Consider the following 23,134-nt stretch of genomic DNA (forward strand, 5'->3'; position numbering starts at 1 on the left):
GGCGGGTGCCGGAGCCCCCGGCGATGATGCAGGGAATCAGAGTCGTCATAGGTCGAGCCTCGAGTTGGAGAAGGCGGGCGGCACCTGCATGGGCAGGCGTACACGACCAGCCAGGCTGGATGCATGAAAGGGTCGATGGAAAAAAGGCAGAACGCAGGATTCAGCGATTCGACAATGCTACCGCCAGCCGGAGACGGGCCGGACGTGCAGGAATCGGAGGGGTAACGGCCACTTCGATGATGGCCAGTTGCGTCGCAGTAAAGCCTAAACGAGAACCGTTGGCGAGTGGTAAATGCACGAATGGTTAAAAACTTTCAGTCCGGGCTTTTTTTGCTGCGGCTGTGGTCACATCAGGCAGAGTTCAACTCATTGGTCACCGGAGACATGCAGCATGAGCGAGCGCAAGGCAATCCTGATATTGCACGGCAAACAAGCTTCCAACGAAGAGGTACGCACTGCGGTCGAGCGCTACCGGGAGCAGGGCAATGACCTGGCCGTGCGTCTGACCTGGGAAGGCGGTGATGCCCAGCGTCTGGTCGAGGAGGCGTTGCAAGCGGGGTATACCCACATCATCGCCGGCGGTGGCGACGGCACCCTGCGCGATGTCGCCGAAGCCATGGCACTGGCCAAGACCGATGCCAGTCTGGTCCTGATGCCCCTGGGCACGGCCAACGATTTCGCCCGTGCCGCCGGGGTGCCCTTGGAACCCGAACCTGCGCTGGCGCTGCTTGCCCGCGAACCCCAGGCGATCGACCTGGGCGAGGTGGGCGGACAAGTGTTCCTCAACATGGCCACCGGCGGCTTCGGCAGCCAGGTCACGGCCAACACCTCCGAAGACCTGAAGAAAGTGCTCGGTGGCGCGGCCTACCTGTTCACCGGTCTGTCGCGGTTCAGCGAATTGCGCGCCGCCTCCGCGTCGCTCAGCGGTCCGGACTTCCACTGGGAAGGCGACCTGTTGGCACTGGGCATCGGCAACGGTCGTCAGGCCGGCGGTGGCCACGAGCTCTGCCCCGAAGCCGTGGTCGACGATGGGCTGCTGGAGATCAGCATCCTGCCGGCACCCACCGAAGTGGTCGGCACCTTGAAAAGCCTGCTCGGCGGCGGTGGGCTGGAAACCCTGTTCGTCCGTGCCCGGCTGCCCTGGGTTGAAATCAACAGCAAGGAAAACCTCGACATCAACCTCGATGGCGAACCGCTGCGCGGCGAGAATCTGCGCTTCAGTGCCATGCCCAAGGCATTGAAGGTCCATTTGCCCGCTGGCTCGCCACTGCTCAGCCGCCGATTGACCCAATAAAGATCAGCGACCGCAGTCAAGATATTCCCGTCAGCGCCGATAGCCCGGTACCTCTACTTTCACTTGGGCTTTGGAGCTTCACATGGCCGGCATTCTCGACACGGTTGACCAACGTACGCAGCTGGTGGGCGAAAACCGGCTGGAACTGCTCATGTTTCGTCTGGCTGGCAGGCAACTGTTCGCGATCAACGTGTTCAAGGTCCAGGAAGTCCTGCAGTTGCCCAAGCTGACGCTGATGCCGCAGCGTCACCCCTTCGTCTGCGGCGTGATCAACCTGCGCGGGCAGACCCTGCCGGTGATCGATCTTTCCCAAGCGATCGGCATGCGCCCGCTGGTGCCAGGGCCCAGTAGCACCATCATCGTGACCGAGTACAACCGCTCGATTCAGGCTTTTCTGGTCGGCGGTGTCGACCGCATCGTCAACATGAACTGGGAATCGATCCTGCCGCCTCCGGCCAGCGCCGGGCGCCAGCACTACCTCACCGCAATCAGCCGAGTCGACGAGCAACTGGTCGAGATCATCGACGTGGAAAAAGTGCTCGCCGAAATCGTTCCCTACAACGCCCGTGTTTCCCGGGACAAACTCGACGATCCGATCTTGGCGCGCGCACGTGGCCGTGAAGTGCTGCTGGTGGACGACTCCTCGGTGGCTCTGGCGCAGCTGCGCGATACGCTGTCGCAGCTGGACATCAAAATGCACGTGGCCAGCGATGGCCTGAAGGCGCTGAACAAGCTCAAGGCCTGGGCCGACACCGGCGAGCGCATGACCGACAAGCTGCTCATGGTGTTCACCGATGCCGAAATGCCGGAAATGGACGGCTACCGCCTGACCACCGAAATCCGCAACGACCCACGGCTGCGCGAGCTATACGTGGTGCTGCACACTTCGCTGTCCGGCAGCTTCAACGAATCGATGGTGAAAAAGGTCGGCTGCGACAACTTCCTGTCAAAGTTCCAGCCCGACAAGCTGGTCGACGTGGTCCGCCAGCGTCTGGAAATGGATCGACACTGATCCCGACTCGTCATGGCCTTGGCGGTTCCGCTAGACTCGGTTCTTTTGCTCAAAGGAACTTGGCCATGTCGAGCCTTGCCGCGTTGTATCGTTATCCGCTCAAATCAGCCTTGGGTCAGTCCCTGCAGCAGTCGGCCGTCGACGGTCTGGGGCTGGTGGGTGATCGACGCTGGATGCTGGTCGACGCGGAGCGTGGGCTGTTTCTCTCGCAACGCTCGGTGCCACGCCTGACACAGTTGCACACGCAAGTTACAGCCGAGGGTGACTTGATATTGAGTGCAACGGATTTCCCTGATCTGCATGTACCGGTGCCCGTTTCAGGTGACTTGCGCCAGATCAAGGTCTGGTACGACAGCTTCGAGGCGCCTGACGCAGGCGACGCTGCCGCGCACTGGGTGAGCGATTTCCTCGGAAAACCTACTCGGCTGGTCTATATGCCCGCTGACCGCGCCCGAACGGTCAGTGCCGTCTATGGCGAGAACGGCGACAAGGTGGCCTTCGCCGATGGGTTTCCGCTGCTGCTGATCGGCCAGGGTTCGCTGGACGATCTGTCTGCACGAGTCGGCCGCTCGCTGGAAATGATCCGGTTTCGCCCCAACCTGGTGGTGCAGGGCAGCCCGGCATTTGCCGAGGATGACTGGAAACGCATTCGTATCGGTGACGTGGATTTCCGCGTGCTCAAGCCGTGCGCGCGTTGCATTCTCACTACCCTGGATCCGCAGACCGGCGAGCGCAGCCCCGATCGCGAGCCTTTGGCCACACTCAAGTCCTACCGGCTTCAGGACGGCCATGCCATGTTCGGCCAGAACCTGGTCTGTGATCGTGCCGGCGTGCTCGAAGTGGGCATGCCCATCACTGTTCTGGAGTGAGCGGGCGGCAGCTGTGCAGCTGCCGCCACTGGCTCATTGGTCGTCGAAGAAACGCTCGTGCCAATCCACCACCGGCTGCGGCGCGTTGAGCTTCTCACCGTAGATGACCGCGTAGGACAATACGTTCTGCACGTATTGGCGTGTCTCGTCGAACGGAATGGATTCCACCCAGACATCGAAACTCAGATGGTTGGCGCCTCTGAGCCACTGCCGAACACGGCCCGGACCTGCGTTGTACGCTGCCGAGGCCAGCACTCGGTTACCGTTGAACTGACTGTGCACCTGGCTCAGGTAGGCCGCGCCCAGTTGGATGTTGGTGTCGGGGTCCAGGACTTGCTGCGGTGACGACAGCGGGATGCTGAATTTGCGCGAGGTCTCCTTGGCAGTGCCCGGCATCAACTGCATCAGCCCCATGGCACCGGCGCCGGAACGGGCGTCGTCCATGAACGCGCTTTCCTGACGGGTGATGGCAAACACCCAGCTGGTGTGCAGACCGCGCACGTTGGCTTCGCGGATCAAGGTGTCGCGGTGGGCCATCGGGAAACGGATGTCCAGATCGTCCCAGTACTGTGCCTGACTGATCGTGCGAATGGCCGGGAAATACCAGCGCATGTCGTAGGCCAGCTTGGCCTGGGCGACCATTTCATCGCGATCGAAATGACGGCTGACGTGATACCACTCGCGCCGCGCATCGACGATCTGGCCGCGCGCATACAGCTCCAGCGATCGACGGATACCGGCGGTGTTGCGTACCTTGTTGACCAGCGCCTGGCTCATCACCAGCGGCTTGTTGTTGAGCGAGTAGGGCGCCTGCAGGCGGTCGGCCGCCAGGAAACCGTAGAAGTCACGTTCCTTGGCGACCGCCTTGTACAGCTGCGGCACCTTGGCGCTCTGCGGCTGGGCCAGCTCCAGGCTGCGCGCCTGCCAGTACTGCCAGCGGTTGGTCTGCGCCAGGTCCTTGGGCAGGCGGGTGGTCAGGTCGTAGGCTTCCTGCCAGCGGCCCAGTCGCAGCAGCAGGCGCAGGCGCCACTCGGTGACGGTGTCGTCGCGCAGCTCCGGGTCGTAGCGGGTCATCAGTTCCAGCGCGCGCGGGTCGTAGCGGCGGGCCAGGGTCAGGCCGATCTCACGGGCGATGGCGACTTTTTCCTCGGCCGAAAAGCGCATGCTGCTGGCATAGCTGTCGAGCATGCGCATGGCCTTGTCCGGATCCTGGCGAGCCAGGCGGCGCAGACCCAGCCCGACCACGTCGGACATGGCTTCGTCCACCGGCATGAAGCGCGAAGGCTGGTCGAGCAATTCGGGCTTCTGCGCGACATCGAGCAGCAGGCGACCCTGGCTCGACAGCGTGGTCAGACCCTGCACCAGGCTGGTAGCCAATGGATAGTTGCGCGCCTGGGCGGCAAGCTTGGCGCGCTGCCAGCGCTTGTTCTCGGTGAGCTGGCCTTCACTGGCCCAGCGCTGGAACAGGCCGTCACAGGCCGTGGGCAGCGTTTTGCCGGTCAGCCACAGCTTGTCGGCGTTGGCATAGCCTTCGGCGCGCAGCTGGCTGTTGCTCAACTGGTACTGACCGTACAGGCAGTCGAGCTCCTTGAAGTTGAGCTTGGGGTCGTAGTATTTGACGAACGGTGCCCACTCGCCGCGCTCGGCCAGTTGCCTCAGCCAGCGCAGTTTCATCCAGTTGGCCTGAGGCAGGTCGCCGTGCTTGGCCAGGAAGCCCTCGATTTCGGCGTTGCTCGCGCTGCGCAGGCGCGGCGTGAGCTCGTCGTAGGCCAGGTAGGCCTCCAGGGGGTAATCCTGCAGCTCGGCGGCGTAGCGCATGTACGGCCCGCTGTCGCCCTTGGCCAGGGCGCGCTTGGCTTCGTCGTAATACTGGCGCTGCGTGGCCAGGTCGGCGGCCTGGATAGTGGCGACGCTGGAAGCAGACAGGATGAGGCAGGAAAACAGGCTGAACAGGCGACTGCGCATGAGACTTCCAGGCAGAGAGGACGTGACAAGTGTCGGCAGTGCCAGCACTAAAGAAGTGAGCCTAGCTTAGCCTCTAGAGCAGGCGCGATGAAAGCGTTCAGGATCATTCATTTTATTGCCGCCTTCGGTCTGCCAGGGCAAAAGTCGGTTAGAATGCGCGCCCGGTTTTTGGAGAAGCTCATGACCCTGCTCAAATTCAGCGATGTGTCCCTTGCATTCGGCGCGATGCCGTTGTTGGACAAGGTGTCCTGGCAGATCGCCCGTGGTGAGCGGGTGTGCATCATCGGCCGCAACGGCACTGGCAAATCCAGCATGCTGAAGCTGGTCAAGGGCGTGCAGAAACCCGATGACGGCGCCGTCTGGCGCGCGCCCGGTCTGAAAATCGGCGAATTGCCCCAGGAACTGCCGGTGGCCGACGAACGGACCGTGTTCGACGTGGTTGCCGAAGGCCTGGACGGCGTCGGCGCATTGCTGGCCGAATACCACCACCTGAGCCAGAACATCGTCACCGACGAAGACCTGAACAAGCTCATGCATGTCCAGCAGGACCTCGAAGCCCGTGACGGCTGGCGCCTGCAGCAGTTGGTCGACAGCACCCTGAGCCGCCTGCAATTGCCGGCCGACAAGACCCTCAAGCAGCTCTCCGGTGGCTGGCGCCGTCGCGTGCTGCTGGCCCAGGCGCTGGTGTCCGAGCCGGATCTGCTGCTGCTCGACGAACCGACCAACCACCTGGACATCGGCGCCATCGCCTGGCTCGAAGAAGCCCTCAAGGATTTCCAGGGCGCGGTACTCTTCATCACCCACGACCGTTCCTTCCTGCAGAACCTGGCCACCCGCATTCTCGAACTGGACCGCGGCGGCCTGATCGACTGGAACGGCGACTACGCCAGCTTCCTGGTGCACAAGGAGGCCATGCTGGCCGCCGAGGAAACCGCCAACGCGCTGTTCGACAAGCGCCTGGCCCAGGAAGAGGTGTGGATCCGTCAGGGCATCAAGGCCCGGCGTACCCGCAACGAAGGCCGTGTGCGTGCGCTCAAGGCGCTGCGTGTGGAACGTGGCGAGCGTCGCGAACGCACCGGCAAGGCCAACATCCAGCTCGATACCGCCGACAAGTCCGGCAAGCAGGTCATGGTGCTCGACAACGTCAGCTTCGCCCATCCGGGTGGGCCGATGCTGATCAAGGATTTCTCCATGGTCCTGCAACGCGAGGACCGTATTGGCCTGCTGGGCGCCAACGGTACCGGCAAGACCACCCTGCTCAAGCTGATGCTCGACAACCTGCAGCCCACCAGTGGTTCAGTCGACGTCGGCACGCGCCTGGACGTCGCCTACTTCGACCAGTTGCGCCACCAGTTGGACTTGGAGAAGACGGTCATCGACAACGTCGCCGAAGGCCGCGACTTCATCGACATCGACGGGCAGAGCCGCCACGTATTGAGTTACCTGGGCGACTTCCTGTTCAGCCCCCAGCGTGCCCGCACGCCGGTCAAGGCGCTGTCGGGCGGTGAGCGTGCGCGCCTGCTGCTGGCCAAGCTGTTCAGCAAGCCGGCCAACCTGCTGGTACTGGACGAACCGACCAACGACCTCGACGTCGAGACCCTCGAACTGCTCGAAGAAGTGCTGTCCGGCTTCAAGGGCACCGTGCTGATGGTCAGCCACGACCGGGCATTCCTCGACAACGTGGTCACCAGCACCCTGGTGTTCGAAGGCGAGGGCAAGGTGCGTGAATACGTGGGCGGTTATCAGGACTGGATCCGCCAGGGCGGCTCGCCCAAGCTGCTGGGCGTGACCGAGAACAAGTCGGGCAAGGCCGAGCTCAACAGCGCCGTGGTCAAGGCCCCGGAGCCCGCATCAGCCGAAGCACCGGCGCCAGCGAAGAAGAAGCTCAGCTACAAGCTCCAGCGCGAGCTGGAAGCCCTGCCGGGCCAGATCGATGCGAAGGAGCAAGAAATCGCGGCGCTGGAGGCCGAGATGGCCGATGCCGGGTTCTATCAGCGACCTGCCGAGCAGACCGCCGCCGTGATAGCCAAGTTGGAAGCTTCGCAGGCCGAGCTGGAAGCCATGGTCGAGCGTTGGGCCGAGCTCGACGCCTGAGGCACGACACCGGAATCTTCAGCGAGGCCGCAGCTGCCGCTCGGCCCCGCTGATGATCCTTAGTCGGCGCGCTTGACCAAGCGTACAGCCAGCACGTCGCACGGCGCACCGTGCAGCACGTCGTTGGCCGTGGAGCCCAGCAGCAGCGCCAGGCCGTGACGGCCATGGCTGCCAACCACGACCAGATCGCACTCGGACTTCTTCGCCAGGTTGTGAATTTCCTGGCGCGGCTGGCCGTAGGTCAGATGGCAGTCGCCCACCACCAGGTCCGGGTACTTGAGCTTCAGCGTTTCCAGGCGCTCCTTGGCCTGGTCGAACTGCTGCTGTTGCAATTGCGAGAGATCCATCGGCACATCCCCGCCGAATGCCATGGCCATCGGTTCTACAATGTGCACCAGCGAGAGCTTGGCGCCATTGCTGACCGCCAGTTCCCTGGCCCGTTTGATGACCGGGTCACACTCTTCGGTGAGGTCGACGGCGACCAGAATGTGTTGGTAGGGCATGAGAAGCACTCCTGACGATTGCGATAGCTTGAGTATGAACTGTTTGGGCGAGGTGCGACATGAACATCCCTCGCCGACCTATTTGAAACGCTTAGCGGGTGTACTCTTTATGACGGTGTGGATAGTCGTGTCAATCCTTGCGCTGATTCTCAGCCCCATGGTATGGCTGCGGCCCTCGCGCAGCCAGAGCGGGCGCATGGCCGTGCGCATGCAGGCCCGTCGCATGGGTCTGGCGATGCAGCTGGCGCCGCAGCAGTGGCCACACTGGTTGAGCGTCGAGCCGCCCGACCCGTGCGCGCAATACCATCGGCCACGCCGCAAGGGTCGGTTCGACAGTTGGAGCTACTGGCAAACTGAACCGGGCGTGTGGTGCAACCAATGGCGCGAAACCTGCGTCGATCCGCATCTGCTGCCGCACCTGGCGACCCTGCCGCCCGATGTCTACAAGCTCGAAGCCGGTCCGCAGATGTTGGCCCTGTACTGGGGCGAGAAGGGCGATGAAAAGGTGCTTCAGGATATTGCCAAGGTCCTGCAAGCGCTGGCTTGATCCCGATCTCCAGCTATCGTCATATGCCTGCGGCAGGCTGTCGCAGGTGCGTGTTATTCCCCATTCCAGAAATGACCGCAAAGTCGCGTTTTCAAAGGCCTTGCGCGGCATTTGACAATCGCCCGCATTTCCGTGAATGTACACGCACCCCAATCAAACGGGCGTATGAATCGAGCGTTTTTCTCTCGCGCTCCAGCACTATCCCGACTACCGCGCTGACGGGTATGCCTGGCTACAGAGAGCGGCGGCCATGTACCGCACCCTTTTTACCCAGCGTCCGGCGTGTACTGTTCAGCTTCCATATCGTGGAGATCAGTGGATGATTTACGAAGGTAAAGCCATCTCGGTGAAGGCTCTTGAAAGCGGCATCGTCGAACTGCGGTTCGACCTCAAGGGCGAGTCCGTCAACAAGTTCAACCGTCTCACGCTCGAAGAGCTGCGCGAAGCGATCGCGGCGATCAAGGCCGACGCTTCGGTCCAGGGCGTGATCGTCACCAGCGGCAAGGACGTCTTCATCGTCGGTGCGGACATCACCGAATTCGTCGAGAATTTCAAATTGCCCGAGGCCGAACTGGTCGCGGGCAACCTGCAGGCCAACCGTATCTTCAGCGACTTCGAAGACCTCGAGGTTCCCACGGTTGCCGCCATCAACGGCATTGCCCTGGGCGGCGGCCTGGAAATGTGCCTGGCCGCCGACTATCGGGTCATGTCCAGCGAAGCCAAGATCGGCCTGCCCGAAGTCAAGCTGGGCATCTACCCGGGTTTCGGTGGCACGGTGCGACTGCCGCGCATCATCGGCGCCGACAATGCCATCGAGTGGATCGCCTCCGGCAAGGAAAACGGCGCCGATGATGCGCTCAAGGTGGGTGCGGTCGATGCGGTCGTGGCGGCTGACAAGCTCGAAGCCGCGGCGCTCGACCTGATCAAGCGCGCCATCAGCGGCGAGTTCGATTTCAAGGCCAAGCGCCAGCCCAAGCTGGCCAAGCTCAAGCTCAACGCCATCGAGCAGATGATGGCGTTCGAAACCGCCAAGGGTTTCGTTGCCGGCCAGGCCGGGCCCAACTACCCGGCGCCGGTCGAAGCGATCAAGACCATCCAGAAGGCTGCCAGCTTCGGTCGCGAAAAAGCCCTGGAAATCGAAGCCGCCGGTTTCGCCAAGATGGCCAAGACCTCGGCCGCACAAAGCCTCATCGGTCTGTTCCTCAACGATCAGGAGCTCAAGCGCAAGGCCCGTGGCTACGACAAGGTGGCACGCGACGTGAGCCAGGCTGCCGTGCTCGGTGCCGGCATCATGGGTGGCGGCATCGCCTATCAGTCGGCGCTCAAGGGCACGCCGATCCTGATGAAGGACATCAACGAGAAAGGCATCGAGCAGGGCCTGGCCGAAGCCTCCAAACTGCTGGGCGGCCGTGTCGAAAAAGGGCGTCTGACCGCAGCGAAGATGGCCGAAGCGCTCAACGACATTCGGCCGACGCTGTCCTATGGCGATTTCGGCCATGTCGACATCGTCGTCGAAGCCGTGGTGGAAAATCCCAAGGTCAAGCAGGCCGTGCTCGCCGAGGTCGAAGCGCAGGTGAAGGATGACACCATCCTGGCGTCCAACACCTCGACCATTTCCATCAACCTGCTGGCCCAGGCGCTCAAACGCCCGGAAAACTTCGTCGGCATGCACTTCTTCAACCCGGTGCACATGATGCCGCTGGTCGAAGTGATTCGTGGCGAGAAGTCCAGTGAAGTCGCCGTCGCGACCACCGTCGCCTACGCCCGCAAGATGGGCAAGAACCCAATCGTGGTCAACGACTGCCCTGGCTTCCTGGTGAACCGTGTGCTGTTCCCTTATTTCGGCGGCTTTGCCCGACTGGTCAGCGCCGGTGTCGATTTCGTGCGCATCGACAAGGTCATGGAAAAGTTCGGCTGGCCCATGGGCCCGGCCTACCTGATGGACGTGGTCGGCATCGACACCGGTCACCATGGCCGCGACGTGATGGCCGAAGGGTTCCCGGACCGCATGAAGGACGAGCGTCGCTCGGCCATCGACGCGTTGTACGAAGCCAACCGGCTGGGGCAGAAGAACGGCAAGGGCTTCTACGCCTACGAGACCGACAAGCGCGGCAAGCCGAAGAAGGTCGCCGATCCTGCGGTTCTGGATGTGCTCAAGCCAGTGATCTATGAACAGCGCGAAGTCAGCGACGAGGATATCGTCAACTGGATGATGATCCCGCTGTGCCTGGAAACCGTGCGCTGCCTGGAAGACGGCATCGTCGAAACTGCGGCCGAGGCCGACATGGGCCTGGTCTACGGCATCGGTTTCCCTCCCTTCCGCGGCGGCGCGCTGCGTTACATCGATTCGCTGGGCGTTGCCGAATTCGTCGCACTGGCCGACCGCTATGCCGAACTGGGTCCGCTGTACCAGCCTACGCAGAAGCTTCGTGAAATGGCGCGTGCCGGGCAGACGTTCTTCGGGCAAGCGGCCAACGTACAGAACAAGGGTGAATGACTTATGAGCTTGAATCCTAGAGACGTGGTGATCGTCGACTTCGGTCGCACCCCGATGGGCCGTTCCAAGGGCGGCATGCACCGCAACACCCGCGCCGAAGACATGTCGGCGCACCTGATCAGCAAGCTGCTGGAACGCAACGCCAAGGTCGACCCGGCCGAAGTCGAGGACGTGATCTGGGGCTGCGTCAACCAGACCCTGGAACAGGGCTGGAACATCGCGCGCATGGCGTCGCTGATGACCCAGATTCCGCACACGGCAGCCGGCCAGACCGTCAGCCGTCTGTGCGGCTCGTCCATGAGCGCACTGCACACTGCGGCTCAGGCCATCATGACCGGCAACGGCGACGTGTTCGTGGTCGGCGGCGTCGAGCACATGGGCCACGTCGGCATGATGCACGGCGTCGATCCGAACCCGCACATGTCGCTGTACGCCGCCAAGGCATCGGGCATGATGGGCCTTACCGCCGAGATGCTCGGGAAAATGCACGGCATCACCCGTGAACAACAGGACGCCTTCGGTGTGCGCTCGCACCAGTTGGCGCACCAGGCCACGGTGCAGGGCAAGTTCAAGGACGAGATCATCCCGATGCAGGGCTGTGACGAAAATGGCTTCATCAAGGTCTTCGACTACGATGAAACCATTCGTCCCGACACCACCCTGGAAAGCCTCGCCGCGCTCAAGCCTGCGTTCAACCCCAAGGGCGGCACGGTCACGGCCGGTACCTCGTCGCAGATCACCGACGGCGCTTCGTGCATGATCGTGATGTCGGCGCAGCGCGCCCAGGATCTGGGCATCACGCCATTGGCGGTGATCCGTTCGATGGCCGTTGCCGGCGTCGACCCTGCGATCATGGGTTACGGACCGGTTCCGGCGACCCAGAAAGCGCTCAAGCGCGCAGGTCTGGGCATTGCCGACATCGACTTCATCGAGCTCAACGAAGCCTTCGCGGCACAGGCCCTGCCCGTGCTCAAGGATCTGAAAGTGCTCGACAAGATGAACGAGAAGGTTAACCTGCATGGCGGCGCCATCGCCCTGGGGCATCCTTTCGGTTGTTCAGGTGCTCGAATTTCCGGCACGCTGCTCAACGTCATGAAGCAGAACGGCGGTACGTTCGGTCTGTCTACCATGTGCGTAGGCCTGGGGCAGGGCATCACCACGGTTTTCGAACGCGTCTAGTCCAGACGCGTGGAGTCGAGCGAACCGGGGCCCAGTGTCCCGGTTTTGCTTTTTTCCGGTTTACTCAAAAAGTTTTTCAACACGTATTTCAAGCGAGGCGCACCATGCAGTTACAGCCAGGGCTCTATCGTCACTACAAAGGCCCCGAGTATCGTGTCTACGGCGTCGCGCGCAGTTCCGAGGACGAGCAGGAAGTCGTGTTCTATCAGGCGCTTTACGGCGAATACGGCCTCTGGGTTCGACCGCTGAGCATGTTTCTGGAGTCGGTCGAGGTTGACGGCGAGAGCGTCCCGCGCTTTGCTTTGATCGAAGCCGAACCCAGCCTGTTTTCAGTTCCGCAGGCGCCGACCGCTTGAACCCCGGCGCTTGACCTCAGGTTCTCACCACTATATATAGCGGGGCCTCGCAAGGCGCCGCATGCCTTTCATTTCAAGAATTCAGGAATTTTCCGATCCATGGGCAAATCGCTGGTCATTGTGGAATCCCCGGCTAAGGCCAAGACCATCAACAAGTACCTGGGTGACCAGTACGTGGTGAAGTCGAGTATCGGCCATATCCGAGACTTGCCCACCAGCGGTTCGGCGAGCGCCAGCAAGGAGCCGGCCGCCAAGCGCGGCAAGGCTGCCGCCAGCGACGCGCCGGCGCTTTCGCCCAAGGAAAAGGCCCGCAAGCAATTGGTGGCGCGCATGGGCGTGGATCCGGACCAGGGCTGGAAGGCCAAGTACGAGATTCTTCCCGGCAAGGAAAAGGTCATCGAGGAGCTGCGCCGGTTGGCCAAGGATGCCGACACCATCTATCTGGCGACGGACTTGGACCGCGAGGGGGAAGCCATTGCCTGGCACCTGCGCGAGGCCATCGGTGGTGACGACAGCCGCTACAAGCGCGTGGTGTTCAACGAGATCACCAAGAAAGCCATCCAGGAGGCGTTCTCGCGTCCTGGCGAGCTGGACATCGACCGCGTCAATGCGCAGCAGGCGCGACGTTTCCTAGACCGCGTAGTCGGCTACATGGTCTCGCCCCTGCTGTGGCAGAAGATCGCCCGTGGGCTGTCGGCAGGCCGCGTGCAGTCGGTGGCGGTGAAGCTGGTCGTCGAGCGTGAACGCGAGATCCGTGCGTTCAACCCCGAAGAGTACTGGGAAGTGCACGCCGACCTGGCGTCGGCCAAGGCCGCCAAGGTGCGTTTCGAAGTCGCCCGCGAGAACGGCGAGGCCTTCAAGCCCTTGAACGAAGCCCAGGCCATGGCCGCGCTGGCCAAGCTCAAGGACGCCAGCTACAGCATCGTCAAGCGCGAGGACAAGCCGACCAGCAGCAAGCCTTCGGCCCCCTTCATCACCTCGACCTTGCAGCAGGCCGCAAGCAACCGCCTGGGCTACGGCGTGAAGAAGACCATGATGATGGCGCAGCGCTTGTACGAGGCCGGCTACATCACCTACATGCGTACCGACTCCACCAACCTGTCGGTGGACGCCGTGCAGATGGCGCGTGCCTACATCGAGAGCGAATTCGGCAAGAAGTACCTGCCCGAAGCGCCGATGGTCTACGGCAGCAAGGAAGGCGCCCAGGAGGCGCACGAAGCCATTCGCCCCTCGGATGTGAACACCCATCCCAGCAAGCTGGCCGGCATGGAGCGTGACGCCGAACGTCTGTACGAATTGATCTGGCGTCAGTTCCTGGCTTGCCAGATGCCGCCTGCCCAGTACCTGTCCACCACGGTTACCGTAGCGGCCGGCGATTTCGAGCTGCGCGCCAAGGGCCGCATCCTCAAGTTCGACGGTTACACCCGTGTGCTGCCGCAGATGAGCAAGCCGGGCGACGACGACGTGCTGCCGGACATGAACCAGGGCGAACAGCTCAAGCTGTTGCACCTTGACCCGACCCAGCACTTCACCAAGCCGCCTGCGCGCTATTCCGAAGCCAGCCTGGTGAAAGAGATGGAAAAACGCGGCATCGGTCGTCCGTCGACCTACGCGGCGATCATCTCCACCATCCAGGACCGCGGCTACGTGGCGCTGCACAACCGTCGCTTCTATTCGGAAAAGATGGGCGACATCGTCACCGAGCGCTTGTCCGAGAGCTTCTCCAACCTGATGGACTACGGCTTCACCGCCGGCATGGAAGAGAATCTCGATGACGTGGCTCACGGTGAGCGCGACTGGAAGAACGTGCTCGACGAGTTCTACGGCGACTTCAAGGGCAAGCTCGACGTCGCAGGCGCTGCCGACAGCGGCATGCGCGCCAACCTGCCGACCCTGACCAACATCGCCTGCCGCGAGTGCGGCCGTCCGATGATGATCCGCACCGCTTCCACCGGGGTGTTCCTGGGCTGCTCGGGCTACGCGTTGCCGCCCAAGGAGCGCTGCAAGTCGACCATCAACCTGATTCCAGGCGATGAGATCGCGGCCGACGACGAGGGTGAGTCCGAGTCGCAGATCCTGCGCGGCAAGCATCGCTGCCCGATCTGTGCGACTGCCATGGATGCTTATCTGGTCGACGAGAAGCGCAAGCTGCACATCTGCGGCAACAACCCCGACTGCCCAGGCTACGAGATCGAAGAAGGCAACTACCGCATCAAGGGCTACGAAGGTCCAAGCCTGGAATGCGACAAGTGCGGCAGCGAGATGCAACTCAAGACCGGCCGTTTCGGCAAGTTCTTCGGTTGCACCAATCCCGAATGCAAGAACACCCGCAAGCTGCTCAAGAGCGGCGAAGCGGCGCCGCCGAAAATGGACGCGGTGAAGATGCCCGAGCTCAAGTGCGAAAAGGTCAATGACACCTACGTGCTGCGCGACGGCGCTTCGGGTCTGTTCCTGGCCGCCAGCCAGTTCCCCAAGAACCGTGAGACCCGCGCGCCGCTGGTACTGGAGATCATTCCGCACAAGGACGAGATCGATCCCAAGTACAGCTTCCTGTTCGATGCGCCGATCAAGGACCCGGACGGACGCCCGACCGTGATCCGCTACAGCCGCAAGACCAAGGAGCAGTACGTGCAGAGCGAGGTCGAGGGCAAGCCGACCGGTTGGAAGGCTTTCTACGACGGCAAGACCTGGAAGGTCGAAGACAAGCGCTGAGTCGCTGGTTGCAAAGAGGCCGCACCGTCCGCCAGGACCGTGCGGCCTTTTTCATTTGTGGCTTGCACTGGCTCTGCGGGTTCCCGACACTGTAGGCGATCAGTGTTCATTGCGGAGACCGCCACCATGGCCTATGAGCTCTACACCCGTACCAACCAGAAAATCTATTTTGCCGGGCTGGCGCTGGAAGCCATGGGCAAGGCCGAGCAGGGCCAGGCGATCAACGCCCAGGCGCAGTTGCAGGCGCAGCGCGAGTCGGCGTTGTTCCACCTCTACGGTGCCTTGCTGGGGCTGTGCCATGAGATCGCCGGTTACTACCGCCTGCCACAGGCCGGCACGGCCCGCGCCGAAACCCTGCTGACGCCGCAAGCGTTGGATGGCACGTCGATTCCCGAACTTGGTGAACTGGTGGAGCTGGCCCAGCATCCGCATACCTGGCTGGCGCAGTTGCTTGCCGCCCATGGCGCGCTGTTCGTACCGCCAAGGGCGCCCAAGAAGCCCAAGGGAGATGTGACCCAGCCGTTGATACAGGCGGTCAATCTGGACGAGGTGGAAGAGCCGGAGCTGAGTCGCGAGGTGCTTGAAAGCTGGCGTCAGCAGCTCAAGGGCTTGACCGTTCGCTTCAGAGAAGGGTTGAGTGAGTGCTGATTCAGCGTGGCGCTGCTACAATGCTCGCCTTTCGTGGAGAACATGTCCTTATGCCTACGTCCTTTCTTGAGATTGTCGAGCTGCCTGACGGCCGCATCGAGTTGCGTCGTGCCGAGGACGAAGGTTCGCTGGTGACGCTGAATTTTTCCGAAGATGCCAAGGCATTTCTGCAGGGCCAGCACGTGGAAGTGGCCAAGGCCATGCTCAGTGTCGGCGTACAGATGGCCGGCAAGCTGGTGGAAGGTGAAATCGACAAGGACGACGGGCCGCGCGTCCTGCACTGATGATGCTGCCGCTCAGCGAGCGCCTCGCGCTTGCCTGGGCGGACAGTACCCAGTGTGTTTCTTGGCTATCCCAATCGAATGTTCAAGCTCTGCGCGCCGCCTTGGCGTGCGGCCGTGATCAATTGTTGCCTGGCCACGGCCGGCAGCGGATTGAGCCAGCTCACCACAGTATGACTACGACCCAGACGCAGCGCTTCGCACGCCAGTTGCTGTGCGCTCTGCGTGCCCCGTGGCTGCAACAGCAGGATCCGTTCGCGATTGAGCCCGGCATCGCGCAGCCAGGCCTGGGTCAGGCTCGCCGGTGGCGCGATCAAGGTCATCCAGCGCGCGTCCTGCTCCTCGCTCAGTTCGCGCAGCATGGGGGCCAGCAGGTTCAGGCAGTTCCCCGCAGCACCGCGCAGCGACATCTCGCTGAATACATCCGGCTCGGCAACGGTCCAGGGCGACTCGACGGCCTCCTTGAATCGCGGCGCCACCGGTGCAGACATGAAAGCTTCGAACAGCGACATCTGTGCTTGTTGGGATGAAAGGGGAAACTGCATGACGCCTCCTTATCGACGAATGACGCCGACGCTCAGACCTTCAATGACCAGATCCTGATCCTTGAGGTTGACTTCAATGGGTGCGAAGTCGGGGTTTTCCGCAACCAGGAAAACCTTGTTGCCCTCGCGCTGGAACCGCTTGACCGTCACTTCATCGCCGATACGGGCCACGACGATCTGGCCATTGCGCACTTCACGGCAGGTGTGCACGGCGAGCAGGTCGCCGTCGAGGATGCCGACATCGCGCATGCTCATGCCCTGTACCCGCAACAGATAATCGGCGCGTGGATGAAAGAAGCCCGGGTTGATCTTGCAGGACTCCTCGATGTGTTCCTGCGCCAGAATGGGCGCGCCCGCTGCAACGCGGCCGACCACCGGAAGACTGGAATCGTCGTTGCGCGCCTCGGAGCCGGGAATACGAATGCCGCGTGAGGCGCCGGGGGTCATTTCGATCGCGCCTTTGCGCGCCAGGGCCTTGAGGTGTTCTTCAGCGGCGTTGGGGGATTTGAAGCCCAGTTCCTGGGCGATTTCTGCACGGGTAGGTGGGAAGCCATTGTCGTCAAGGCAGCGCTTGATGAAGGCGAGAATTTCAGCTTGGCGTGGCGTCAATTTCAACATTTGGATGGCTCTGTCTTTTTGTACAGTGACTGGGATTATATACAGTGGATTGCGCTTGGCAACATCGTTTTCTGGAGCAGAGGTCGGTGGATGTTCGCATGCTGCGCTAAGGCGATGAATTTGTATGCTTTAATACGTGACCCCATGGCCACGAACAGCCCGCTCGGACTTGACAGTCGGGCGCTTTGAAACGTATGTTTCAAACAAGTGTTTGTCAGGCGGAGTTGCCATGGCCCAGTCGGAAACCGTTGAACGCATCCTCGATGCCGCGGAACAGCTTTTTGCGGAAAAAGGCTTCGCGGAAACGTCGCTGCGCCTGATCACCAGCAAGGCCGGGGTCAATCTGGCGGCGGTGAACTACCATTTCGGCTCGAAGAAGGCGCTCATTCAGGCGGTGTTTTCGCGATTCCTCGGGCCTTTCTGTGCCAGCCTCGACCGCGAGCTGGAGCGACGTCAGGCCAGTGCCACGCCCAAGGCCAGCCTCGAGGAGCTGCTCGAGATTCTCGTCGAGCAGGCCCTGGTGGTGCAACCGCGCAGTGGCAACGACCTTTCCATCTTCATGCGCCTGCTGGGCCTGGCCTTCAGCCAGAGCCAGGGTCACCTGCGTCGTTACCTCGAAGACATGTACGGCAAGGTGTTCCGCCGCTATATGCTGCTGGTCAATGAGGCAGCGCCGCGCATTCCGCCCATCGAGCTGTTCTGGCGCGTGCATTTCATGCTCGGCGCCGCCGCGTTCAGCATGTCCGGGATCAAGGCGCTGCGTGCCATCGCCGAAACCGACTTTGGCGTGGACACCTCGATCGAGCAGGTCATGCGCCTGATGGTGCCGTTCCTAGCGGCGGGCATGCGCGCGCAGAGTGCGGTGACCGACCCGGCCATGGCTGCGGCCCAACTGCGCCCGCGCAGCAAGAGCACGCCGGCCGCCGTGAAGGCCTGAGGCCTGCACGGCCAACCTCCCGATCCCCCTCTACAAGGAAACCTCATGATCGCTCGTCTGCAAGGCTCCCTGATGGTCGACGTCGCCGGCACTTGGCTAACCGCCGAGGACCGACATCTGTTGCGCCAACCCGAAGTCGCCGGACTGATCATCTTCGCGCGCAACATCGAGCATCCACGCCAGGTACGCGAGCTGACCGCGGCTATCCGCGCCGTGCGGCCCGAGCTGATCCTGGCCGTGGATCAGGAGGGGGGACGCGTGCAACGTCTGCGTCAGGGCTTCGTGCGTCTGCCGGCCATGCGCGAGCTGGCGCGTCATGCCGACGCGGTCGGCCTGGCCGAGCATTGTGGCTGGTTGATGGCCGCCGAAGTGCTAGCTGTGGGCCTGGACCTGAGCTTCGCGCCGGTGCTGGACCTCGATCATGGCCACAGCGCCGTGGTCGGTACCCGTGCCTTCGAGGGTGATCCCGAGCGCGCGACGGCGCTCGCCGGGGCGTTCATCCGAGGCATGAATGCCGCGGGCATGGCAGCGTGCGGCAAGCATTTTCCCGGCCATGGCTGGGCCGAAGCCGACTCCCACGTGGCGATTCCCACCGACGAGCGTTCCCTGGAACAGATTCGCGCGTGCGATCTGGTGCCCTTCGCGCGGTTGGCCGGCCAGCTGGCGGCGGTCATGCCGGCCCACGTCATCTACCCGCAGGTCGACGGCAACCCGGCAGGCTTCTCGCGTCGCTGGCTGCAGGACATTCTGCGCGGCGAACTGGGTTTCGAAGGGGTGATTTTCAGCGATGACCTGTCGATGGCCGGCGCTCACGTCGTGGGTGACGCTGCCAGTCGGATCGAAGCGGCCCTGAGCGCGGGCTGCGACATGGGCCTGGTGTGCAACGACCGCGCTGCGGCCGAACTGGCCTTGAGCGCCGCCCAGCGCATGGGTGTGCAGCCTTCGCCACGCATCGCTGCCATGCGCGGCCGGGCCTTCGCCAATGTCGAGTACCGTCAGCATCCGCGCTGGCAACAAGCGACTGCTGCACTGCGCGCGGCGGCATTGATCGACTGAATGCGGTTACTGGCCGGCCAGCAGGCGCACGGGCTGGCCGGAATGCCAGGCCAGTATGTCTTCGATCATCTGATTGAAGAACAGCCGGTAATTGTTGCCGGTAACGTAGCCGATGTGTGGCGTCGCCAGCACGTTGGGCAGCGTGCGGAACGGATGATCTTGCGGCAGCGGCTCCTCGTCGAACACATCCAGTGCCGCGCCAGCGAGGCGGCCTTCGCGCAGGGCCTGGATCAGCGCGGTCTCGTCGATGATCGGGCCGCGTGAAGTGTTCACCAGCCGTGCGCCCGGCTTCATCCACGTCAAAGCCTGTGCATCGACCAGCCCACGGCTGCGCTCGCTGAGCACCAGATGCACGCTGAGCACGTCGGCCTGTTCGAACAGCTGCTGTTTGTCGACGTACTCCACGCCCACTTCGGCGGCGCGTTGCGGCGTGAGGTTCTGGCTCCAGGCGATCACGCGCATACCGAACGCCTGGCCGAAGCGCGCCACTTTCTCACCGATGCTACCCAGGCCCAGCAAGCCCAGGGTGCTGCCATGCAGATCGCCACCCAGGCCGATTTGCCAGCCACCACTGCGCAGCGACTGGGCTTCGCCGAGCAGGTCACGGGTCAAAGCCATCAGCAGGGCCCAGGTCAGCTCCGGCGCCGCATGCTTGTAGCTGTCGGTACCGGCGACCTGAATGCCCAGTCGGGCCGCGGCCTGCAGGTCGATGGCGGCGTTGCGCATACCGCCGGTCACCAGCAGTTTGAGCTGCGGCAGCCGCTGGAGCAGGGCTGCGTCGAAACAGGTGCGTTCACGCATCACGCAGATGACGGTATAGGCCGCCAGACGCTCGGCCAGAACGCGGCGGTCAGCAGGGTAATCGTGGATGAAGTCGAGCTGGCCGACAGCCTGCAGCGGGGTCCAGTCGACCACGTTTTCAGCCACCGATTGCCAATCGTCGATGACGGCTATTCGCATGGGCATTGCCTCTTGTCAGAGCGGTTTCTGGGGAGCGTCCAGCCAGTCGAGCAGGGCCTTGTGGAAGCGCGCCGGCTCTTCCATCTGCGGTGCATGGCCCAGGCCTGCGAACTCCACCAGGGTGCTGTGGGGGATCATCTGGCTGGCCTGCTTGCCCAGCACGGCGTACTTGCCCAGCCGTGCCTTGACCTCGGGCGGTGCGATATCGCTGCCGATGGCCGTGGTGTCGGCGTCGCCGATCAGCAGCAGGGTGGGCACCTTCAGGTCCTTGAACTCGTAGACCACCGGCTGGGTGAAGATCATGTCGTAGATCAGCGCCGAGTTCCATGCCACCAAGGTATGTCCCGGGCCTTTGTTCAGGCCGGCGAGCATGTCCACCCAGCGTTCGTATTCCGGCTTCCAGCGACCGCCATAGTAGGTGGTGCGCTCGTAGTTGCGGATGCCCTCGGCGGTGACCTTGGACTCGCGCTCGAACCACTGGTCGACACTGCGATAGGGCACGCCCAGGGCTTTCCAGTCTTCCAGGCCAATCGGGTTGACCATGGCCAGGCGCTCGGTGTCCTCGGGAAACATCAAGGCGTAGCGGGTCGCCAGCATGCCGCCGGTGGAGTGGCCCATGATCACCGCTTCCTTGACCCCGATGCGGGTCAGCAGGTCATGAGTGTTGTTGGCCAGCTGCTGGAAACTGTATTGGTAGTGTTCCGGCTTGCTGGAGGTGCAGAAGCCGATCTGGTCCGGTGCGACCACTCGGTAGCCGGCATCGCTGAGCGCCTTGATCGAGCTTTCCCAAGTGGCGGCGCAGAAGTTCTTGCCATGCATCAGCACCACGGTGCGGCCGTTGGCCTTGCCATTGGCGGCAACGTCCAGGTAGCCCATCTGCAGGCTTTTGCCTTGGGACTCGAAGGCGTAATGTTGCAGCGTGTACGGATAGTCGAAGCCCTGCAGTTCGGGACCGTAGGCGGGCGAGGATTCGGCGGCCAGCAGGGGCTGGGCGAAGACACTGGCGAGCGCCAGCAGGGACAGGCGAAGCATGGAGACCTCCTGGAATGGACGGTGGCGCAGGATGGACGTACGGTTGCAGGGTGTTGCCGGCCAGCACCGTAGCACCTATTGGAGGCCGACATGGCCCGGTGGTGCCCGGCTGCGACGAGAAATGTCCCGCATCAGGTTTCAGAATGCTACAAACACGACGCACGATCATGGCCGGGGAGCCGTCCATGGATCGCTACAACAATAACCATTGAGGCAGACAATGCCTCCACCTGGAGATAGGCCATGGCTTTTGAAACCATCCTTTTGGAAACCCGCGGTCGCGTGGGTTTGATCACGCTCAACCGCCCGCAGGCGCTGAACGCTCTCAACGCTCAGTTGATCGACGAGCTGAATCAGGCTCTGGATGCTCTTGAAGGCGATCGTGAGATCGGCTGCATCGTTCTCACCGGCTCGGCCAAGGCGTTCGCTGCCGGCGCCGACATCAAGGAAATGGCCGAACTGCGCTATCCGCAGATCTACCTGGACGATCTGTTTCACGAGAGCGACCGGGTCGCCAACCGACGCAAGCCGATCATCGCTGCCGTGGCCGGTTTCGCCTTGGGCGGTGGGTGCGAACTGGCGTTGATGTGCGATTTCATCCTGGCCGCCGACAACGCCAAGTTCGGCCAGCCGGAAATCAAGCTGGGCGTGCTGCCGGGCATGGGTGGGACCCAGCGCCTGACCCATGCGGTGGGCAAGGCCAAGGCCATGGAGCTGTGCCTGACCGGTCGCCTGATGGGCGCCGAAGAAGCCGAACGCTCAGGGCTGGTGGCCCGCATCGTGGCCGCCGACCGGTTGTTGGATGAAGCCATGGAGGTTGCCGCGCAGATTGCAGCGAAATCGTTGCCGATCGCGATGATGGTCAAGGAAAGCGTCAATCGTGCGTTCGAGGTGAGCTTGGCAGAAGGGGTTCGTTTCGAGCGTCGGGTGTTCCACGCCGCCTTCGCCAGCGAAGATCAGAAAGAGGGGATGGCGGCGTTCATCGCCAAGCGCGAGCCGCAGTTCAAGGGAAATTGATCGAAACAGGGCTGGTCCATAGCCAGCCCCGTCGCTATGCGGTGATTACAGCGCAGTTACAGTAGATAGTTGCGCAGCTCGCGGGCGATCAGCATGCGCTGGATCTCGCTGGAGCCTTCGTAGATCTGGGTGATGCGCGCATCGCGGTAATACTTCTCCACCGGATAATCTTCCAGATAGCCATAGCCACCGTGTATCTGCACGGCGCTGGAGCAGACCCGCTCGGCCATTTCCGAAGCGAAGAGCTTCGCCTGGGAGGCTTCGGACAGGCAGGGCAGGCCTGCACTGCGCAGGCGTGCGGCATGCAGCACCAGCAGTCGCGCGGCGTTGACCTGCACCTGCATGTCGGCCAGCAGGTTGGCCACGCTTTGGTGCTCGATGATCGGCTTGCCGAACTGCACCCGCTCGCGGGCGTAGCCCAATGCCGCTTCGAACGCCGCGCGTGCGATGCCCAATGCCTGGGCGGCGATGCCGATACGGCCGCCTTCCAGATTGGACAGGGCGATGTTCAGGCCCTTGCCGCGCTCGCCAAGCAGGTTGGCGACAGGGACGCGGCACTGGCTCAGGGTGATGGCGCAGGTGTCAGAGGCGCGGATACCGAGCTTGTGCTCGCTGCGGTCGACGGTGAACCCGGGCGTGTCGGTGGGCACCAGAAAGGCGGACAGGCCCTTCTTGCCCAGTTCCGGGTCGGTGACTGCGAAGACGATAGCGAGCTTGGCCCGACGACCGTTGGTGACGAACTGTTTGGCACCGTCGATGACCCAATGCTCGCCATCGAGCACGGCGCGGGTGCGCAGGTTGTTCGCCTCGGAGCCCGCTTGAGGTTCGGTCAGGCAGAAGCAGCCGATAGCCTCGCCGCTGGCCAGCGCTGCCAGCCAGGTGTCCTGCTGGGCCGGGCTGCCATAGTTGAGCAGGGGGCCGCAGCCCACGGAGTTGTGCACGCTCATCAACGCCCCCAGCGCGCCATCGGCGGCGGAGATTTCTTCCACCGCCAGGGCGTAGGCGACGTAGT

At 62.8% G+C, this 23,134-nt stretch carries 21 protein-coding genes; 14 read left to right on the plus strand and 7 right to left on the minus strand.

Going from position 1 to position 23,134, the window contains the following annotated elements; genetic code table 11:
- The first annotated feature begins 391 nt into the window (after nucleotides 1-391).
- The 3 genes from yegS to B2V21_RS09130 all read left to right on the plus strand — a co-directional run bounded on the left by yegS (nucleotide 392) and on the right by B2V21_RS09130 (nucleotide 3,175).
- On the plus strand, nucleotides 392-1,294 hold the full coding sequence (gene yegS / locus B2V21_RS09120; protein WP_122741840.1) for a lipid kinase YegS: 903 nt from the start codon (nucleotides 392-394) through the stop codon (nucleotides 1,292-1,294).
- A gap of 82 nt (nucleotides 1,295-1,376) precedes the next feature.
- On the plus strand, nucleotides 1,377-2,306 hold the full coding sequence (locus tag B2V21_RS09125) for a chemotaxis protein CheV (protein WP_049859120.1): 930 nt from the start codon (nucleotides 1,377-1,379) through the stop codon (nucleotides 2,304-2,306).
- A gap of 65 nt (nucleotides 2,307-2,371) precedes the next feature.
- Nucleotides 2,372-3,175 (plus strand): MOSC domain-containing protein, encoded by an 804-nt coding sequence (locus tag B2V21_RS09130; protein ID WP_286916668.1) that lies wholly within the window; start codon nucleotides 2,372-2,374, stop codon nucleotides 3,173-3,175.
- Between the two features lie 33 nt (nucleotides 3,176-3,208).
- Here B2V21_RS09130 and B2V21_RS09135 read toward each other — a convergent pair whose 3' ends face one another.
- Complete coding sequence (locus B2V21_RS09135) at nucleotides 3,209-5,140, minus strand: transglycosylase SLT domain-containing protein (RefSeq protein WP_286916669.1); 1,932 nt, start codon at nucleotides 5,138-5,140, stop codon at nucleotides 3,209-3,211.
- A gap of 180 nt (nucleotides 5,141-5,320) precedes the next feature.
- Between B2V21_RS09135 and B2V21_RS09140 the strand changes: the two genes are divergently transcribed.
- Nucleotides 5,321-7,234: an ATP-binding cassette domain-containing protein gene (locus tag B2V21_RS09140; protein ID WP_286916670.1), complete on the plus strand. Its 1,914-nt coding sequence runs from the start codon at nucleotides 5,321-5,323 to the stop codon at nucleotides 7,232-7,234.
- Nucleotides 7,235-7,293: 59 nt separating this feature from the next.
- Here the strand turns inward: B2V21_RS09140 and B2V21_RS09145 are convergent, their stop codons facing one another.
- Nucleotides 7,294-7,737, minus strand: a complete 444-nt coding sequence (locus tag B2V21_RS09145) for a universal stress protein (protein ID WP_286916671.1) — start codon at nucleotides 7,735-7,737, stop codon at nucleotides 7,294-7,296.
- Nucleotides 7,738-7,846: 109 nt separating this feature from the next.
- On the opposite strand from B2V21_RS09145, the gene B2V21_RS09150 reads away from it, so the two are divergent.
- The 7 genes from B2V21_RS09150 to B2V21_RS09180 all read left to right on the plus strand — a co-directional run bounded on the left by B2V21_RS09150 (nucleotide 7,847) and on the right by B2V21_RS09180 (nucleotide 15,960).
- The gene (locus tag B2V21_RS09150; protein ID WP_049859125.1) at nucleotides 7,847-8,284 is read left to right on the plus strand and encodes a hypothetical protein; all 438 of its coding nucleotides are present in this window, start codon (nucleotides 7,847-7,849) and stop codon (nucleotides 8,282-8,284) included.
- Between the two features lie 319 nt (nucleotides 8,285-8,603).
- Nucleotides 8,604-10,781 (plus strand): fatty acid oxidation complex subunit alpha FadB, encoded by a 2,178-nt coding sequence (gene fadB, locus B2V21_RS09155; protein WP_286916672.1) that lies wholly within the window; start codon nucleotides 8,604-8,606, stop codon nucleotides 10,779-10,781.
- 3 nt (nucleotides 10,782-10,784) lie between these two features.
- On the plus strand, nucleotides 10,785-11,960 hold the full coding sequence (fadA, locus tag B2V21_RS09160; protein ID WP_043188265.1) for an acetyl-CoA C-acyltransferase FadA: 1,176 nt from the start codon (nucleotides 10,785-10,787) through the stop codon (nucleotides 11,958-11,960).
- Nucleotides 11,961-12,064: 104 nt separating this feature from the next.
- Nucleotides 12,065-12,316 (plus strand): DUF1653 domain-containing protein, encoded by a 252-nt coding sequence (locus B2V21_RS09165; protein ID WP_049859128.1) that lies wholly within the window; start codon nucleotides 12,065-12,067, stop codon nucleotides 12,314-12,316.
- 99 nt (nucleotides 12,317-12,415) lie between these two features.
- Nucleotides 12,416-15,028: a type I DNA topoisomerase gene (gene topA, locus B2V21_RS09170; RefSeq protein ID WP_122741847.1), complete on the plus strand. Its 2,613-nt coding sequence runs from the start codon at nucleotides 12,416-12,418 to the stop codon at nucleotides 15,026-15,028.
- Nucleotides 15,029-15,154: 126 nt separating this feature from the next.
- Nucleotides 15,155-15,676, plus strand: a complete 522-nt coding sequence (locus B2V21_RS09175) for a DUF6586 family protein (protein ID WP_049859772.1) — start codon at nucleotides 15,155-15,157, stop codon at nucleotides 15,674-15,676.
- Nucleotides 15,677-15,726: 50 nt separating this feature from the next.
- Nucleotides 15,727-15,960, plus strand: a complete 234-nt coding sequence (locus B2V21_RS09180) for a hypothetical protein (RefSeq protein ID WP_049859130.1) — start codon at nucleotides 15,727-15,729, stop codon at nucleotides 15,958-15,960.
- A gap of 65 nt (nucleotides 15,961-16,025) precedes the next feature.
- Here the strand turns inward: B2V21_RS09180 and sulA are convergent, their stop codons facing one another.
- On the minus strand, nucleotides 16,026-16,502 hold the full coding sequence (sulA, locus tag B2V21_RS09185; protein ID WP_049859131.1) for an SOS-induced cell division inhibitor SulA: 477 nt from the start codon (nucleotides 16,500-16,502) through the stop codon (nucleotides 16,026-16,028).
- A 9-nt stretch (nucleotides 16,503-16,511) separates the two neighbouring features.
- Complete coding sequence (gene lexA / locus B2V21_RS09190; RefSeq protein ID WP_049859132.1) at nucleotides 16,512-17,120, minus strand: transcriptional repressor LexA; 609 nt, start codon at nucleotides 17,118-17,120, stop codon at nucleotides 16,512-16,514.
- Between the two features lie 229 nt (nucleotides 17,121-17,349).
- Here lexA and B2V21_RS09195 point away from each other — a divergent pair, with 229 nt between their 5' ends.
- Together B2V21_RS09195 and nagZ are read left to right on the plus strand one after the other, a co-directional pair.
- Nucleotides 17,350-18,057: a TetR/AcrR family transcriptional regulator gene (locus B2V21_RS09195; RefSeq protein ID WP_122741848.1), complete on the plus strand. Its 708-nt coding sequence runs from the start codon at nucleotides 17,350-17,352 to the stop codon at nucleotides 18,055-18,057.
- A 57-nt stretch (nucleotides 18,058-18,114) separates the two neighbouring features.
- Nucleotides 18,115-19,113, plus strand: coding sequence for a beta-N-acetylhexosaminidase (gene nagZ / locus B2V21_RS09200; RefSeq protein ID WP_286916677.1), 999 nt, complete (start codon nucleotides 18,115-18,117; stop codon nucleotides 19,111-19,113).
- 6 nt (nucleotides 19,114-19,119) lie between these two features.
- Here the strand turns inward: nagZ and B2V21_RS09205 are convergent, their stop codons facing one another.
- Nucleotides 19,120-20,079 carry a D-2-hydroxyacid dehydrogenase family protein gene (locus B2V21_RS09205; protein WP_286916673.1) on the minus strand — a complete coding sequence of 320 codons (960 nt, stop codon included), beginning with the start codon at nucleotides 20,077-20,079 and terminating at the stop codon, nucleotides 19,120-19,122.
- A 9-nt stretch (nucleotides 20,080-20,088) separates the two neighbouring features.
- Nucleotides 20,089-21,105, minus strand: coding sequence for an alpha/beta fold hydrolase (locus B2V21_RS09210; protein WP_286916674.1), 1,017 nt, complete (start codon nucleotides 21,103-21,105; stop codon nucleotides 20,089-20,091).
- 243 nt (nucleotides 21,106-21,348) lie between these two features.
- Between B2V21_RS09210 and B2V21_RS09215 the strand changes: the two genes are divergently transcribed.
- Nucleotides 21,349-22,122 (plus strand): enoyl-CoA hydratase, encoded by a 774-nt coding sequence (locus B2V21_RS09215; RefSeq protein ID WP_286916675.1) that lies wholly within the window; start codon nucleotides 21,349-21,351, stop codon nucleotides 22,120-22,122.
- A gap of 56 nt (nucleotides 22,123-22,178) precedes the next feature.
- Here the strand turns inward: B2V21_RS09215 and B2V21_RS09220 are convergent.
- Nucleotides 22,179-23,134: acyl-CoA dehydrogenase family protein (locus tag B2V21_RS09220; RefSeq protein WP_286916676.1), on the minus strand; the 956-nt coding region annotated here is incomplete at its 5' end.

The organism is Pseudomonas sp. UBA6276 (genome assembly GCF_002438365.1).
GTDB classification, from domain to species: domain Bacteria; phylum Pseudomonadota; class Gammaproteobacteria; order Pseudomonadales; family Pseudomonadaceae; genus Aquipseudomonas; species Aquipseudomonas coleopterorum.